Below are 15,919 nucleotides of genomic sequence, written 5' to 3'. Positions count from 1 at the left end.
TCAGGCGCCGGCCCGCAACCTGGAGACATCCGATGGGCGTGGCCCACCCGACCGAGATCGGCATCGAGCCGGGCGCCGCCGCCGCCGTGTCACGGCTGATCGTCGTGCCGCAGCGCCGCTATGGCATCTGGATCGGCACGGCGTTCGCCCTGCTGCTGGCCTTCCTGATCATTCGCGCTTTCGCCAGCAACCCGGCCTTTGCCTGGGGCACGGCAGCCGGCTACCTGTTCCATCCCTCGATCATGCGCGGCCTCGGCAACACGCTGATGCTTACCGTCATCATCATGGTGCTGGCGATCGTGGTCGGCACCGTCATCGCCATCATGCGGGTGTCGCCGAGCCCGGTGCTGCGCGCCTTTTCCGGCGTCTATGTCTGGTTCTTCCGCGGCGTGCCCGCGCTGATCCAGCTGATCTTCTGGTTCAACCTGTCGCTGCTGGTGCGCGAGATCTCGCTGACGCTGCCGTTCCTGGGCACGCTGTTTTCCGTGCGCACCAATGATTTCATGACCCCGTTCTTCTCTGCCGTCGTCGCGCTTTCGCTGTGCGAGGCCGGCTACATGGCCGAGATCATCCGCGCCGGCATCAAGTCGGTCCCGTCCGGCCAGTCGGAAGCGGCGAGCGCGCTCGGCATGCCTTATCGCATGATCCTGAAGCGCATCACCTTGCCGCAAGCCATGCGCTTCGTGCTGCCGCCGACCGGCAATGAAGCGATCAACCTCCTGAAGATGACCTCGCTGGTGACGTTCATCGCCGTCGATGACCTGTTCTACACCGCGCAGAGCATCTACGCGCGCACCTTCGAGACGATCCCGCTGCTGATCGTGGTCGCCTTCTGGTATCTCGCCGTGGTCAGCATCATGTCGGTCGGGCAGCATTTCCTGGAGCGCCATTTCGGCCGCAGCGATATCCGCCGCGACCCCCTGACGATGCGCGCCTTGCTCAACGCCATCAGCCTGCGCGGCCTTGCCCGATGAGCGATGTGAAATCCGAAAATCGTGCCCGCTTCGGCGTGCCGGCCGATTCCATGGTGTTCGCGCGCGGCGTGCGCAAAACCTATGGCCAGCTTGAAGTTCTCAAAGGCGTCGACCTCGATGTGCCGGAGGGTTCGGTCGCCTGCATCATCGGCCCGTCGGGATCCGGCAAGAGCACGTTCCTGCGCTGCATCAACCATTTGGAAAAGCTCAGCGGCGGCATCCTGCTCGTCGACAGCCAGTTCGTCGGCTACGACCTCCAGGGCGACAAGCTCTATGAGGTGAAGGACGATCTTCTGTGCCGGCGCCGCGCCGAGATCGGCATGCTGTTCCAGTCGTTGAACCTGTTCTCGCACATGACCGTGATGGAGAACCTGATCGAGGCGCCGACGCAGGTGCGGCGAATCTCGCTGGACCAGGCGAAGGCCGAGGCGGAGGTGCTGCTGCGGCGTGTCGGCCTCGCCGACAAGGTCGACCGCTATCCGCGCGAACTGTCCGGCGGTCAGCAGCAGCGTGTCGCGATCGCGCGCGCCATGGCGATGAAGCCCAAGGTGCTGCTCTTCGACGAGCCGACCTCGGCGCTCGATCCGGAACTGGTCGGCGAAGTTCTGCAGGTCATGCGCGACCTTGCCGAGAGCGGCATGACGATGGTCGTCGTCACCCATGAGATCGGCTTCGCCCGTGAGATCGGCGACCAGCTCGTTTTCATGGACGGCGGCGTGATCGTCGAACGCGGCGCGCCGCGCGAGATGATCGCCAATCCGACATCGCCGCGCACCCGCGAGTTCCTGTCCAGGGTTCTGTAGCGCCGGTTAGACCGGCTCTCAGCCAGCCAGCACCGCCGCGCCGAGGCCCCGGATGATCTTCGCCAGCTCGACGCATTCGCCATGCCGCGCATTGTTGCGCCGCCAGACAAGGCAGATCATGCGCTGCGGCATCGGCTCCTGGAACGGCACGATCTTGAGGTCGGGGATAGTGCCGGCGGGGCCGACCGCCATTTCGGGGATGAGTGTGACGCCGAGCCCGTGCGCCACCATCTGCAGGAGCGTCGTCAGGCTGGTGGCGCCGTAGCTTGCCATCGCCACCGGCCGCACATTGCCGCAGACGGCCAGCGCCTGTTCGCGCAGGCAATGGCCTTCTTCCAGCAGCATCAGTCTCTCCAGCGCCGGGCTCTCGGGTGGAACCGGCGGCGAGGCAAAGGCTGGATCGCCTGATGGCACGGCCAGGAAGAACCGGTCGGGAAACAGCGCCTCGGTGATCAGCCCAGGATGGTCGAGCGGAAGTGCGGCGATGAAGGCATCGAGTTTTCGCGATGCGGTGTCCTCGACCAGGGAGGTGGTGACCGCCTCGCGCAATTCGAGCAGCAAGGCCGGGAAATGTTTCTTCAGTTCGGGCAGGGCGCGCGGCAGAAGATAGGGCGCGACGGTCGGGATGATGCCCAGCCGGAAGCGTCCCTCCATCGCCGTGCGGCCGCGCCGGGCCGTCGTTTCCACGTCACGTATGTCAGCCAGGATGCGCTCGATGCGCGGCAACAGAGTGATCGCTTCGTCCGTCATGCGCACCGACCTGCCCCCGCGTTCGAACAGCCGGCAGTTCAGCCGTTGCTCCATTTCGGCGATCTGGGAAGACAGCGCCGGCTGGCTGACGCCGGCAAGTTTCGCCGCGCGCCCGAAATGCAGCGTTTGCGCCAGCGCGTCGAAATAGTGCATCTGGCGAACTGTCAATCCGATCATGCAGTCAAGCCTGTCATAAGAAAATCCTATCGAAATAAACAGGAAAGGCAATTTGTTTTTATCGCCAGTGTGGCCTAGTCTGGAACCGTTCCAGATTGGCGCGGGCCGCCGGCCGCCCCCAAAATCTCGGCAAAAATCAACCTCGGCAAAATCAAACCTCGGCAAAATTGGAGTGAGAGATGGACGCGAAAACCGACGATAACAGCGCGGGCAAATGCCCCGTGGCGCATGGATCCTCCGGCCGGACCAACCGTGACTGGTGGCCGAACCAGCTTGACCTCGGCGTTCTCCACCAGCAGTCGAACCTGTCCGACCCGATGGGCGAGGACTTCGACTATGCCAAGGAATTCGCAAGCCTCGATCTCGATGCGGTCATCAAGGATCTGCACCATGTGATGACGGACTCGCAGGATTGGTGGCCGGCTGACTTTGGCCATTACGGGCCGCTGTTCATCCGCATGGCCTGGCACAGCGCCGGAACCTACCGCATTGGCGACGGCCGCGGCGGCGCCGGAGCGGGCCAGCAGCGTTTCGCGCCGCTCAACAGCTGGCCGGATAATGCCAATCTCGACAAGGCGCGCCGCCTGCTCTGGCCGGTCAAGCAGAAATATGGCCGCAAGATTTCCTGGGCCGACCTGTTGATCCTCACCGGCAACGTCGCCCTGGAATCGATGGGCTTCAAGACCTTCGGCTTCGCCGGCGGCCGCGCCGATGTCTGGGAGCCAGAGCAGGACGTGGACTGGGGTTCCGAAACCAAGTGGCTCGGCGACGAGCGCTATTCGGGCGACCGTGAGCTTCGCGGCCATCTCGGCGCCGTGCAGATGGGCCTGATCTACGTCAATCCGGAAGGCCCGAACGGCAAGCCCGATCCGCTGGCCTCGGCCCGCGACATCCGGGAAACCTTCGCGCGCATGGCCATGAACGACGAGGAAACCGTGGCGCTGATCGCCGGCGGTCACACTTTCGGCAAGACCCATGGCGCCGGCGACGCCTCGCTGGTCGGTGCCGAACCCGAAGGCGCCGGCATCGAGGCGCAGGGTCTCGGCTGGTCGAGCAAGCATGCCTCAGGCATTGCCGGCGACGCCATCACCTCGGGCCTCGAAGTCACCTGGACGACGACGCCGACCAAGTGGAGCAACAACTTCTTCGACAATTTGTTCAACTATGAATGGGAACTGACCAAGAGTCCGGCCGGCGCCCATCAGTGGACGCCGAAGGCTGGCGCCGGTGCCGGCACGGTGCCGGATGCGCACAATCCCTCGAAGCGTCACGCGCCGGCCATGCTGACCACCGACCTCGCGCTGCGGGCGGACCCGGCCTACGAGAAGATCTCGCGTCGTTTCCACGAGCATCCGGACCAGTTCGCCGATGCCTTCGCCCGCGCCTGGTTCAAGCTGACCCACCGCGACATGGGTCCGGTCGTGCGCTATCTCGGCCCGTTGGTGCCGAAGGAAGAGCTGATCTGGCAGGACCCGATCCCCGCGATCGATCATGAACTGGTCAGCGACCAGGACATCGCATCGCTGAAGGCCAAGATCCTGGCCTCCGGCCTGTCGGTTTCCGAACTGGTCTCGACAGCCTGGGCCTCGGCTTCGACCTTCCGCAACTCCGACAAGCGCGGCGGCGCCAACGGCGCCCGCATCCGGTTGGCACCGCAGAAGGACTGGGCCGTCAATGAGCCGGCCCAATTGTCGAAGGTGCTGGCCAAGCTCGAAGCCATCCAGAAGGAGTTCAATGCCGGTGGCAAGAAGGTCTCGCTGGCCGACCTGATCGTGCTCGGTGGCGTTGCCGCGGTCGAGAAGGCCGCGAAGGATGGCGGCAACGACGTGAAGGTGCCGTTCACGCCAGGCCGCATGGATGCCTCGCAGGAGCAGACGGACGTCCACTCCTTTGCCCCGCTGGAGCCGAAAGTCGACGGCTTCCGCAACTATGTCAGGGGCAAGCAGCCCATGTCGGTCGAAGCCATGCTGGTCGACCGGGCGCAGTTGCTGGGCCTGACGGCGCCGGAGCTGACGGTGCTTGTCGGCGGTCTGAGGGTGCTTGGTGCCAACACCGGGCAGTCAAAGCACGGCGTGTTCACCGACAGGCCGGGTACGCTGACCAACGACTTCTTCGTCAACCTGCTCAGCATGAGCACGGTGTGGGATCCGGCTGCCGGCTCCGAGCCGGGCTCGGAAGAGGTCTACGAGGCGCGCGACCGCAAGACCAAGGCGGTCAGGTGGACCGGCACCCGTGCCGATCTGATCTTCGGCTCGCACGCACAATTGCGTGCATTGGCCGAAGTCTATGGATCCGGGGATGCCGGGCAGAAATTCGCCCGGGATTTCGTTGCGGCATGGACCAAGGTGATGAACGCCGATCGCTTTGATATCGCTGCCTGATCCGAACTTAAGGACCTACAAAAAAGGCGCGGGCCATGGCCCGCGCCTTTTGCATTCGGGCTTTGGAAATCAATCCTTCTCGAAGACACGCGCCTTGGCGACGAAGCCGGCAATGGCGCCACCGATCAACGGCGCGACGATGAACAGCCAGAGCTGGCTGAGCGCGGCACCGCCGGTAAACAGCGCCGGGCCGATCGAGCGCGCCGGATTGACCGAGGTGCCGGTGACCGGGATCATGGCGAAGTGAATGCCCGCCAGCGTCAGGCCGATGACCAGACCGGCAAAAGCCGTCGAGTGCTTTTCAGCGGTGACGCCGAGGATCACCGTGACGAAGGTGAAGGTGCCGATCAGCTCCCACAGGAACGCCGAGCTCATGCCCCATTTCGTCTCGTCCCAGCCATTGGCGCCGAAGCCGCCGGTGTGGCCGCCGGTCTGGCCGGAAACGATGATCCACAACGCCAGCGAGGCGATGATGGCCCCGATGATCTGCGCGATCCAATAGGGGATGACGTCCTTGGCGGGCAGCCGGCCGGCAAGGAAGACCCCGAGCGTCACCGCCGGATTGAGATGCGCGCCCGAAATCGGGCCGATCGCATAGGCCGCTGCGATGAGGCCGATGCCGAATGCCAGGCCGATGCCCTCCTGACCAAGCGGCAGCGCGCCGCCGAAGCCGCCCGTCACCACGGACGCCGTACCGATGAACACCAACAGAAATGTGCCTAGAACTTCCGCCAGATAAGTCTTCATTGCCCTCTCCTCGTGACGATCCGCCGGTCCACGGTTTCCGCGCCGCGAATCATGGCGGCAAGAGTATTCCCAACCGAAAAACTTGGAAAGCAGAGCGGTTGCGCCACAAGCCGTGCTTGCAGTCGCCAGTTGCGAACATTAGAGACCTTTCATCTATTGATCGATCTGCTTTCGCGGGCCGGGGAGATTTATTGGTCGGCTAGATCCGCTGGGCCTGGTCGGCAGTGTCTCGGCGGTGCTCGATGGAGCGGGGTTCAATCCGGACGTGAAAGGCTCTAAGAGCAGGCCCTGGGATTCATGTGCTCGATTTGATGGAATGACGAATGCGACTGGGCGGACGGCTGGCTGCGGCCATCGAAGTGCTGGAGGACATTGGTCGGCGTCACCGGCCGGTGGCCGATGCGCTGAAGGATTGGGGCCTGTCACATCGCTTCGCCGGCGGTGGTGATCGCGCCGCGATCGGCAACATCGTCTACGACGCGCTGCGCCACAAACGCTCCGCCGGCTGGTTGCTGGGCGAAGACACGCCGCGCGCCATCGGCTTCGGGGCGCTGCTGCTCGAATGGAGCCAGACGGGGCAGTCGCTCAACGCTGCGCTCGAAGGTGACAAGTTCGCGCCGCCGCTGCTCAGCGCAACGGAACTCCAGGCAATCGCAGACCGCCGGCTTGCCGATGCGCCGCCTGCGGTTCGCGCCGACATCCCCGACTGGTGCGAACCGCTTTTCGAACGGGCCTTCGGCGAGACATGGGTCAAGGAGGGCGCAGCACTTGCCACGCGTCCGCCGCTCGACATCCGGGTCAACACGCTGCAGGCCGATCGCGCCAAAGTCTTGGCCGAACTGGCGCAGACCGGTGCCAGCGCCTCGCGGATCGCACCCTGCGGCATCCGCATCCCGCCCATCGACGGCGACGGCAGGCATCCGAACGTGCAGGCCGAGCCAGCTTTCCAGAAGGGCTGGTTCGAGGTCCAGGACGAGGGGTCGCAGATTGCGGCAGCGCTTGCCGGCGCGACGGCCGGCATGCAGGTGCTCGACTTTTGCGCCGGCGCCGGCGGCAAGACGCTGGCGCTGTCGGCTGCGATGGGCAATCACGGTCAGATCTTCGCTCACGATGCCGAAAAGGCGCGGCTGGCGCCGATCTTCGACCGTATCCGCCGCTCGGAAAACCGCAATGTGCAGGTCGCCACCAAGCCGGCCGAGCTTGCCCCGCTCGCCAATCATATGGACATCGTTCTGGTCGACGCGCCCTGCACCGGCAGCGGCACCTGGCGGCGGCGTCCCGACGCCAAATGGCGGCTGACGCAGAGACAGCTCGACGCCCGCAAAGGCGAGCAGTCGACGATCCTCGATGCCGCCAGAACCTATGTCAAACCCGGCGGCCTGCTGGTCTACATCACCTGTTCCGTGTTCGACGAGGAAAATGGCGAACAGGTCGCCGCGTTTCGCGAGCGGCACGGCGGCTTTGCCTCGGTCGATCATCGCCAGCTTTGGGACAGCCACTTTCCAGGCCATGCCGCCGCGATGCGGATCGGTGCCCTGGGTGGCATTTCGCTCTCGCCGGCGCTGAGTGGCACTGACGGATTTTACTTCTGCGCCATGCGCCGGGTGAACTGACGCCGTTGACAGGTGCCGGCAACGCCCCTGGTTGCGTGACCCGGCGGGCATCGCGATGAAGATCTGGGGCGCCCAGCAACGGCGATCGGCTTTCCGGCTGGCTGTTCGCGCCGTATGCGGCATGGGTGGCGTTCGCCACTCTGCTCAACGCTTCGCTTCTCTGGTTGAACTAGTTTTTCGTATAGTCAGGCCCAAACCGTGTCGGCAGGCCGTCGGCGAGTTTCAACCAAGGGAGCTTCTCCTCAAAAGCGACATGCAGCGTCGGTGCGAATTTTTCCGGCTCCTCCATCGCTGCCGAGAAAAAATGCATGACATTGGACATCTTCTTCGAGCGGAAGGACAGCGGCGTACCACAGTGATCGCAAAATGTTCTTTCCACACCGGGAGAAGAGTTGAACACCTTTGGCGGCTTGCTTAGCCATCGCCATTGGCCTTCCAGGACGCCAATGTAGGCGGTCATCGGCGCGGAACATTGCCGCCGACAACTTTCACAATGACAGACCACGCATGCTTGTGCCGGGCCGTCGACTTCAAAAGCAATAGCGCCACATAAGCAATGACCACGCATGCAAGGTCTCCCTGCCAACTGACCTGACCAATAATTTGTACCGGGCGTAGCGAGAGGTCGCCATGAGATGCGCCGAGCTGGCGCTCAAATGCGACATTCGGCGTTAGCGATTGTGCTCGCGTGCGCGAGCATGGCCTTGGCGGCCATCAGCTTCGCTTTTACGAGTCCGTAGCCCAGGACGCCTCGATGTCGTTTTGTTGCAGTGCAGCAAAAGCATTTGCCTGCCGCTTATGCCTCTGCGATAAGCTTTCCCGGCAAACGTGAAGGCAATGGCGATGGCAGCGAAGATCGTACCGGCTCCGGACTATGAGGATCGCGTCAGGGCGTCCTTCGCGCGCCAGCAGGCGATGGCGACGATCGGCGCCGAACTGACATTGGTGACGCCCGGCATCATCGAGATCGAGATGCCCTATTCGGCGGCGCTGACCCAGCAGCATGGCTTCCTGCATGCGGGGGTCATCTCGACGGCCCTGGACTCGGCCTGCGGCTATGCGGCGTTCTCGCTGATGCCGGAAAATTCCGGCGTGCTGACCATCGAGTTCAAGGTCAACCTTTTGGCGCCGGGCCGGGGCGAGCGCTTTCTGTTCCGCGGGTCGGTGACCAAACCGGGCCGCACCATCATCGTTGCCGACGGCCAGGCCTATGCCTTCGCCGCCGACGGTGAGGCCAAGCTGATCGCCACCATGACCGGGACGATGATGACGGTGGTTGGGCGTGACGGGATAGCTGGCTGATCCGATGAGCAACGTCGTGCGAATTGGTGGCAAGGATGTCCTCTTCGTCATGGCGGCGAAGGCCGAATACGGCCCGCATTTGCAGCGGCTGTTCACCCCGCTGATGACGGGTGTCGGGCCGGTCGAAGCCGGCGTACGGCTGGGTGCCGAGCTTTCCTGGTTGAAATCCGCAAAAGCATTGCCGGACCTTGTCGTATCGCTCGGCTCGGCCGGCAGCCGGACCCTGGAACAGACGGAAATCTACCAGGCGGTCTCGGCCGCCTATCGCGACATCGATGCCTCGCCGCTGGGCTTCGAGAAGGGCGCCACGCCGTTTCTCGACCTGCCGGTGACCGTACCGCTGCCGCTGCGTATTCCCGAAATCAAGCAGGCGACACTGTCGACCGGCGGCGCCATCATTACCGGCTCGGCGTACGAAGCGATCGCCGCCGACATGGTCGACATGGAAACCTTCGCCTGCTTGCGTGCCTGCCAGCTGTTCGACATCCCTCTCATCGGGCTGCGCGGCATTTCCGACGGTGCGGCTGATCTGAGGCACGTCGGCGACTGGACCGAATATCTCCATGTCATCGACGAGAAGCTGGCCGACGCCGTCATGCGCCTCGAACAGGCGATCGGTTCGGGTTTGCTGCGGGCGGCTTCATCCGACGATCAGCCCAGACCAGTCTGAAAGTCAGGCTACGCAACCCATTGCGCAGACTCGTTTCTTTCTCTAAACGCTCGCCATGACAACAGCCAATCACCCCGACACCGTCCTGATTGTCGATTTCGGCAGCCAGTTTACGCAGCTCATCGCCCGCCGCATCCGCGAGGCCGGCGTGTTTTCCGAGATCGTGCCGTTCCAGTCGGCCGAGGCGGCCTTCAAGCGCATCAATCCGAAAGCGGTGATCCTGTCCGGCGGACCGGCCTCGACATCCGATATCGGCAGCCCGCGCGCGCCCCAGATCGTCTTCGACGCCGGCGTTCCGGTGCTTGGCATCTGCTACGGCCAGATGGCCATGTGCGTGCAGATGGGCGGCGTCGCAGAAAGCTCCAACCATCGCGAATTCGGCCGCGCCTTCGTCGAGATCGAGAAGGACAGCCCGCTGTTCGAGGGGCTGTGGGCCACCGGCCAGCGCCATCAGGTATGGATGAGCCATGGCGACCGCGTCATCGCCCTGCCACCGGGCTTCGAAGTGTTCGGCAAATCGGAAAGCTCGCCCTTCGCCATCTTCGGCAATGTCGAGCGCAGGATGTACGGCATCATGTTCCATCCGGAGGTGGTGCACACGCCGGACGGCGCGAGGCTGCTGAGGAATTTCGTCCACAACATCGCCGGCATCGAAGGCGACTGGACGATGCGCGCCTACCGCGAGCACGCGGTCGAGGCGATCCGCAAGCAGGTCGGCAAGGGCAAGGTCATCTGCGCGCTGTCGGGCGGCGTGGATTCCTCGGTCGCCGCCCTTCTGATCCACGAGGCGATCGGCGACCAGCTCACCTGCATCCTCGTCGACCACGGCCTGATGCGCAAGGACGAGGCCGCCGGTGTGGTGGCGATGTTCCGCCAGCACTACAATCTGCCGCTGATCCTGGTCGACGCCTCGGAAAAATTCATCTCGGCGCTGGAGGGCGAGTCGGATCCGGAAAAGAAGCGCAAGACTATCGGTCGGCTGTTCATCGAGGTGTTCGAGGAAGAGGCGAAAAAGCTCGGCGGTGCCGATTTCCTGGCACAGGGCACGCTCTATCCCGACGTCATCGAGAGCGTCTCCTTCACCGGCGGCCCGTCGGTGACGATCAAGTCGCACCACAATGTCGGCGGCCTGCCCGAGCGCATGAACATGCAACTGGTCGAGCCGCTGCGCGAACTGTTCAAGGACGAGGTGAGGGCGCTGGGCAAGGAGCTCGGCCTGCCCGAAAGCTTCATCGGCCGCCATCCGTTTCCAGGCCCCGGTCTTGCCATACGCTGTCCCGGTGGCATCACGCGCGAGAAGCTGGAGATCCTGCGCGAGGCCGACGCCATCTATCTCGACGAGATCCGCAAGGCCGGCCTCTATGACGCCATCTGGCAAGCCTTCGCCGTGTTGTTGCCGGTGCAGACCGTCGGCGTGATGGGCGACGGCCGCACCTACGAATTCGTCTGTGCGCTGCGCGCCGTCACCTCGGTCGACGGCATGACGGCCGATTTCTACCACTACGACATGGCCTTCCTGGGTGCCGCCGCAACCCGCATCATCAACGAAGTGCGCGGCATCAACCGCGTGGTTTATGACGTCACCTCAAAGCCGCCTGGGACGATCGAGTGGGAATGATTCAGGCCTATCCGAACGCCGCCGAAAATACGCTGTAGTTCGACGCAAGCCATTGAAATCAAAAATAAATCCTCTCTAAGACATTCGGCATCTATCGGCAGGCAGGTTTTGGCGCTGGCGGTCCGCCTGACGGACCTCGCCCATATTGCTCCCACCAATTTTTCAAAGTACCGTCACGACCAATGAGGCTCGTGACGGTACTTTTTTCGTTTTAACCTATTGAAGACAATAGGAAATCCCTGCCAGGAGCCCCCGAAATTGCGCTGACGGTACTTTTCAGGAGGCAGCAGGAATGCTGACGGACACAGCCCTCAAGGCATTGAAACCAAAAGATAAAATCTACAAGATTGCGGACCGCGATGGCATGTACATTCGCGTCATGCCGAGTGGCGCGATCTCATTCCGGCTGGATTACAGGCTCAACGGCCGTCGGGAGACTGTCTACCTGGGCAAATACGGACGCGACGGCATCTCACTTGCCCTGGCGCGAGAGCGGTGCCTCGATGCAAGACGAGACATTCGCGACGGCCGATCTCCTGCGATTGAGAAGCAGCGGGAGAAGCGCCGTATCAAGGAGGCAAAGAGCTTCGGCGAGTTCGGTGAAAAGTGGTTGACTGCCGGACCCATGGCCGACAGCACTCGCGCGATGCGGCGTTCAATCTTCGAACGTGAACTGCTCCCGGTCTGGAGGAACCGCCTTCTGACGGAAATCACGCCTGACGACCTCAGGGTACTTTGCGGCAAGATCGTTGATCGTGGTGCTCCTGCCACAGCGATCCACGTGCGCGATATCCTCAAGCAGATCTACAGCTTCGCGGTTCTTCATGGCGAGAAGGTCGCCAATCCGGCTGACGACGTAGGGCCGGCCTCCATCGCCAACTTCGTTCCACGGGATCGCTCACTCACCCCTTCAGAAATTCGAGTGATGCTGAAGCAACTCGAGCATGTCGCAACGCTTCCGACCATCCGCTTGGGGATGCGCCTCTACCTCCTGACCATGGTGCGCAAGAGCGAGCTGCAGGACGCCGTCTGGGACGAAGTCGATTTTGAGAACGCAGTCTGGACGATCCCGAAGGAGAGGATGAAGCGTTCGAAGGCGCACAACGTCTATCTGTCGCGCCAGACGCTCGACATCATGATCGCCTTGAAGACCTGTGCAGGCAATTCAAGATATCTGCTGCCGTCTCGATATGACGCGGATGCATCGATGTCGCGCGCGACCTTCAACCGCGTGACCTATGCTGTCGTCGAACGGGCCAAGATGGAGGGGCTGCCCCTTGAGCCGTTTACGGTTCACGACCTGCGGCGGACAGGTTCGACGCTGCTGAACGAACTTGGTTTCAACAGCGACTGGATAGAAAAGTGCTTGGCGCACGAAGACGGACGCTCGTCGCGTGGCGTTTACAACAAAGCCGAATATGAGGTGCAGCGCCGCCATATGATGCAGGAATGGTCGGACATCATTGATGCCTGGGTGGATGGCAAGAGGTACCTGCCGACGCTCGTTCCGCCGTCGCTGCCGATCCTGGCGCCCGATCCGGCGCTTTGACTGAACGAGCCCGTGCCGGTCTGAACGCGCGGAGAATTGGTTTTGGCGATGGACTGCAAGCCAGCGGTGGAATCTAGCGCACCTCGGTCTGAACAGCTTAAATACTAGCTATTATATTCTGATTTCCCTGAAAGAGCTGATATTTTAGTCGTTTGCTCGTGTTTCGTCCAAAACCCCCATCAGGTGGATCGTCTTTCCCTCGCAAAGCGAGCGCACTCCGGCCTGCCATTCCCTAAGCATGTCTTCGCCGACCTCAGGGAAGCGGGATCCTTCAAAATAGGCCTTCACCCTTCCCGAAACGTCTGAGAGCGAGTCGCAGGTCTGCTCCACGATCTCTGCTACGCGCCCCGGTCGGAGGTTCGCGCGGGTGACGCCCAACCGGTCAAGCCTCTTTCGGTCGGGCCAGGCAGTGGTGCCGTCGAGCGTAAGCGCCATGGCATCGTTCTTGATGTAGGCCCTAGTCGTGATGAGGTCATACACGGGAGCCAGCCGTACCGGACTTTCCGCGTCTTTGTAGACGACGCCGAAATTCTTCAGGTGTGCATCGCCATTGCGGATGGCGCAGTTGATCACAAACAGGCGGAAAGCGGCTTCCAATGACCCGACGGCATTTTCGGGAGAGACGAATTCCTTGATCCGCCTAAAGAGCTTTGTTTCATACCCTCCGTTGTACTTGTCCTTGCTGGTCACGCCGTTCAGCACACAGAAGTCCTCATATCCGAGGTACGAGCTGTCGGTCAGGTCGAATCTCTCGACCACCAGGGCAAGACCATCCTCGGATAGCCGGAAGTCCGGCACTTCGAGGCCAACTTCCCGAGCTGCCATAAGGCAGAAGAACTCATTTGCTGCCAATTCGGGATACTCGTCGGGATCCCACATTTTGACGATGTGGGTAGCTCCGCGGACGTTGAGCGACTGGCGTCCGTCCAACGGACTATCCTCCCTGGCTCGCACCAGGACCTTCGGCTGCACTCCGGCGACCCCTGAATGGACTGCGTATGTTTCCAGGAGCTCGTTATAGAGATCGCCGGCCCGACGAGCGCGCAGCAAGTCGTCAATGCTTCGGAAAGGGACGTCCTCCACCAGTTCCTCTTCCATTCCAGTGAAGCGGATACGGCCGATCTGCGACCGGCCGACAACGGCCAGCAGGTCGATGTCATCGAACCGGCCCAATGCCTTCGCGAAGGCCGCCCTGATCTTCCCTTCAAGTGCCCCCTCGGGAAGGTTCATGTCGAAAATGGGAAGGAGCCCGAACTCCGAATTCCATGATTCGGTCCGCTTGGGCATTGTGAGCGACACGGCGTCAGGACCATCGGTCTTCACATCGTACACGAAAGTCGAACCACGCTTGCCGGATCTGTCCAGGACGCCGACTGGCTTGCTACCCACCCAAACGCGCAGCATCGTCTTCCTCCAAGATGTCTTCGAGTGTGGGCCGCTTGTTGTTGAAGGTCGTCAGTCGGAAATCGAGCCCTACAATGTTCATGAGCGTGAGCACGCCTTTGAAACCCATGTCGGATACCCTGCCGTTCTCAAGCGCTTCGATCCTCGCCCGACTGACGCCGGAGAGTTCAGAGAGCTTTTCGCGTGTCAGCTTACGCTGCTTTCTGGCATTCTTGATCTCATTGCCAAGATCGTTCAGGTCGATCATTTTCGCCTCACAAATTAGCTGTTTAGAGCCATTGTGAAAAAAATAGCTCATATAATGGCTGTTTTCAAGAGTGTGACGCTTCGTAACTTGAGACGGCATCATGCCGATCGTAAGCAGCAAGCCGAACGCGCTATTGATCCTGATCATCATCGGCATCATGGGGACGACGTGATCGTGCCGGCATGACCATCGCTGATCTTCGGCAGGATGGATGGTCATGACAGATGTCTCAGATGTCGGGTGAGCAGCGCTTTCGACGTTCGCGACCGCTCAATCTGGTTTCTTGGACGCGTACCCGGGAGCTGCATTCAGGCATTGGAGTGACGTGGCCAGGGGGCTTTGCGGCGCCATGTGTCCGCGGCAGCGGCAAATTTACCCGAACGGATTGATCATCGACCTCACCGTGGCGCTCGTCCCACTATGCTTGCGGCATTTGTGCCCGATCTCGCGCTCTGACAGGAGAGGTTTTCCGTAAACGCACATCAGGAGGACTCGCACGGGAGATCGGAACTGCCCTGCGGGCCTTGAGCCAGGCTTCTACTTCGGCGAGATCCCAAACCACGCACCGAGGAGTGAGAGCGAAACGTCGTGGAAATTGCCCGCGTTGTTCCATTTCATAGATTGTGCTGTCGGCCAGAGGTACGATTTCGCGCAGCTGCTTGCGGCGGATCGTCCGCTTTAGTTCACTTTCCCTGGGACCTGTCATGACGCCATTCCTCCTTCGCTAAGCAGACAATTGAAGCCGATAGCCTTCACGGGTGGAAAGGGCGAAAGCCGGCAAGCGTATGCCGGGCGGTGATTTCGTGGATATCGGCCGGTGAGGAGTAGCTGTGGCCCGGATCGACCATGCGTCATGCCCGACGGCTCGCTTCCTGATCTGCGCTGAAGTTAGCGAGCAAAGTTTCATATGGCGCCCTTCGCCGGGGGCTGTCGGTCCCGCATCCCGCCTCACGGCGGCGCTATGCTGATGCTCCTTCGGCCGCCCTGTTGAACCGGTCTCAGGCCCACGAACCTGCTCCAGCACCGAACTGACTTATTCCCGCTCACGGACATTTCGGGGCTTCCGCCTTGTACGCCCTTTTTCGCATTTGGTCGGGAGAGCAGAGGGCTCTCCCGACGGAGAGTGAGAGGAGGGTCGGGTTTTCACGACGGGTTAAAAGCGGAAGGAAAGGCCTTCGGCGCCCGTCGCGGAGAACCGCGATGTCTGTCCGGAACAATCGAAACCATGCCGTCGCCGACCGGTCCAATCTCTACGACGACATCACTGGCAAGATAATTGCCGAACTGGAAGCGGGTCGTTTTCCTTGGGTTCAGCCATGGGGGACTTCCGCGGCAAAAGCGTCGCTTTCCTTGCCTAAGAATGCCAGCACGCATCGTACGTACAGCGGGATCAACGTGCTTATCCTCTGGGGTGCCGTCGTCGAACGCGGGTTCCCAACGCAGAGTTGGCTAACCTATCGACAGTCTGTCGCGCTCGGCGGGAACGTCCGCAAAGGCGAACGTGGGACAACGGTCGTTTATGCCGATCGTTTTGTCCCGGATCATGAGAGGAAGCGCGCTCGCGAGACAGGCGAGGATGCCCAGGCGATCCCTTTCCTCAAGCGCTTCACCGTTTTCAATATCGAGCAATGTGAAGGACTGCCTGATGAAGTCGCGGTTTCGGCTCCGCTGCCGGTGGCTAGCT

At 62.0% G+C, this 15,919-nt stretch carries 15 protein-coding genes and 1 pseudogene; 10 read left to right on the top strand and 6 right to left on the bottom strand.

Annotated features, from left to right (window positions below; all coding sequences use genetic code 11):
• The first annotated feature begins 32 nt into the window (after positions 1-32).
• Both EN850_RS25770 and EN850_RS25765 read left to right on the top strand, forming a co-directional pair.
• Positions 33-974 carry an amino acid ABC transporter permease gene (locus EN850_RS25770; RefSeq protein WP_135930061.1) on the top strand — a complete coding sequence of 314 codons (942 nt, stop codon included), beginning with the start codon at positions 33-35 and terminating at the stop codon, positions 972-974.
• Positions 971-1,777 (top strand): amino acid ABC transporter ATP-binding protein, encoded by an 807-nt coding sequence (locus EN850_RS25765; protein ID WP_136092550.1) that lies wholly within the window; start codon positions 971-973, stop codon positions 1,775-1,777. The genes EN850_RS25770 and EN850_RS25765 overlap by 4 nt, the downstream gene beginning before the upstream one ends.
• An 18-nt stretch (positions 1,778-1,795) precedes the next feature.
• Here the strand turns inward: EN850_RS25765 and EN850_RS25760 are convergent, their stop codons facing one another.
• Positions 1,796-2,704: a hydrogen peroxide-inducible genes activator gene (locus EN850_RS25760; RefSeq protein WP_136092549.1), complete on the bottom strand. Its 909-nt coding sequence runs from the start codon at positions 2,702-2,704 to the stop codon at positions 1,796-1,798.
• A gap of 179 nt (positions 2,705-2,883) precedes the next feature.
• On the opposite strand from EN850_RS25760, the gene katG reads away from it, so the two are divergent.
• Entirely contained in the window at positions 2,884-5,085 is a 2,202-nt protein-coding gene (katG, locus tag EN850_RS25755; protein ID WP_136092548.1) for a catalase/peroxidase HPI, read from the top strand.
• 69 nt (positions 5,086-5,154) lie between these two features.
• Here the strand turns inward: katG and EN850_RS25750 are convergent, their stop codons facing one another.
• On the bottom strand, positions 5,155-5,832 hold the full coding sequence (locus EN850_RS25750; RefSeq protein WP_136092547.1) for an MIP family channel protein: 678 nt from the start codon (positions 5,830-5,832) through the stop codon (positions 5,155-5,157).
• 323 nt (positions 5,833-6,155) lie between these two features.
• On the opposite strand from EN850_RS25750, the gene EN850_RS25745 reads away from it, so the two are divergent.
• On the top strand, positions 6,156-7,445 hold the full coding sequence (locus tag EN850_RS25745) for an RsmB/NOP family class I SAM-dependent RNA methyltransferase (RefSeq protein ID WP_136092546.1): 1,290 nt from the start codon (positions 6,156-6,158) through the stop codon (positions 7,443-7,445).
• A gap of 83 nt (positions 7,446-7,528) precedes the next feature.
• Positions 7,529-7,618 (top strand): annotated as a pseudogene (locus EN850_RS25740) (tryptophan-rich sensory protein); the annotation flags it as partial.
• On the opposite strand, the gene EN850_RS25735 reads toward EN850_RS25740, so the two are convergent.
• A complete protein-coding gene (locus tag EN850_RS25735; RefSeq protein ID WP_127277875.1) occupies positions 7,615-8,013 on the bottom strand; it encodes a GFA family protein in 399 nt (132 codons plus the stop codon). The pseudogene EN850_RS25740 and the gene EN850_RS25735 overlap by 4 nt on opposite strands.
• A 275-nt stretch (positions 8,014-8,288) precedes the next feature.
• Between EN850_RS25735 and EN850_RS25730 the strand changes: the two genes are divergently transcribed.
• The 4 genes from EN850_RS25730 (at position 8,289) to EN850_RS25715 (ending at position 12,584) form a co-directional block, all read left to right on the top strand.
• Positions 8,289-8,747, top strand: a complete 459-nt coding sequence (locus EN850_RS25730; protein ID WP_023686843.1) for a PaaI family thioesterase — start codon at positions 8,289-8,291, stop codon at positions 8,745-8,747.
• A gap of 4 nt (positions 8,748-8,751) precedes the next feature.
• Positions 8,752-9,417 carry a 5'-methylthioadenosine/S-adenosylhomocysteine nucleosidase gene (locus tag EN850_RS25725; protein WP_135880927.1) on the top strand — a complete coding sequence of 222 codons (666 nt, stop codon included), beginning with the start codon at positions 8,752-8,754 and terminating at the stop codon, positions 9,415-9,417.
• Between the two features lie 55 nt (positions 9,418-9,472).
• Positions 9,473-11,035 (top strand): glutamine-hydrolyzing GMP synthase, encoded by a 1,563-nt coding sequence (gene guaA / locus EN850_RS25720; RefSeq protein ID WP_136092545.1) that lies wholly within the window; start codon positions 9,473-9,475, stop codon positions 11,033-11,035.
• 292 nt (positions 11,036-11,327) lie between these two features.
• The gene (locus EN850_RS25715) at positions 11,328-12,584 is read left to right on the top strand and encodes a tyrosine-type recombinase/integrase (protein ID WP_135906793.1); all 1,257 of its coding nucleotides are present in this window, start codon (positions 11,328-11,330) and stop codon (positions 12,582-12,584) included.
• 144 nt (positions 12,585-12,728) lie between these two features.
• On the opposite strand, the gene EN850_RS25710 is transcribed toward EN850_RS25715, so the two are convergent.
• The 3 genes from EN850_RS25710 to EN850_RS25700 all read right to left on the bottom strand — a co-directional run bounded on the left by EN850_RS25710 (position 12,729) and on the right by EN850_RS25700 (position 14,941).
• Positions 12,729-13,988: a type II toxin-antitoxin system HipA family toxin gene (locus EN850_RS25710; protein WP_135916901.1), complete on the bottom strand. Its 1,260-nt coding sequence runs from the start codon at positions 13,986-13,988 to the stop codon at positions 12,729-12,731.
• A complete protein-coding gene (locus EN850_RS25705; protein ID WP_135916900.1) occupies positions 13,966-14,454 on the bottom strand; it encodes a helix-turn-helix domain-containing protein in 489 nt (162 codons plus the stop codon). The genes EN850_RS25710 and EN850_RS25705 overlap by 23 nt, the downstream gene beginning before the upstream one ends.
• A 199-nt stretch (positions 14,455-14,653) precedes the next feature.
• Complete coding sequence (locus EN850_RS25700) at positions 14,654-14,941, bottom strand: AlpA family phage regulatory protein (protein ID WP_135880922.1); 288 nt, start codon at positions 14,939-14,941, stop codon at positions 14,654-14,656.
• 494 nt (positions 14,942-15,435) lie between these two features.
• Between EN850_RS25700 and EN850_RS25695 the strand changes: the two genes are divergently transcribed.
• On the top strand, positions 15,436-15,919 hold a 484-nt coding region (locus EN850_RS25695), incomplete at its 3' end, for an ArdC-like ssDNA-binding domain-containing protein (RefSeq protein ID WP_135916899.1).

The sequence above is a fragment of the Mesorhizobium sp. M8A.F.Ca.ET.207.01.1.1 genome (assembly GCF_004794715.1).
In the GTDB taxonomy this organism is placed as follows: Bacteria; Pseudomonadota; Alphaproteobacteria; order Rhizobiales; family Rhizobiaceae; genus Mesorhizobium.
The sequence above is the reverse complement of the archived record's forward strand: the minus strand, read 5'-3'. Positions and strand labels throughout refer to the sequence as shown.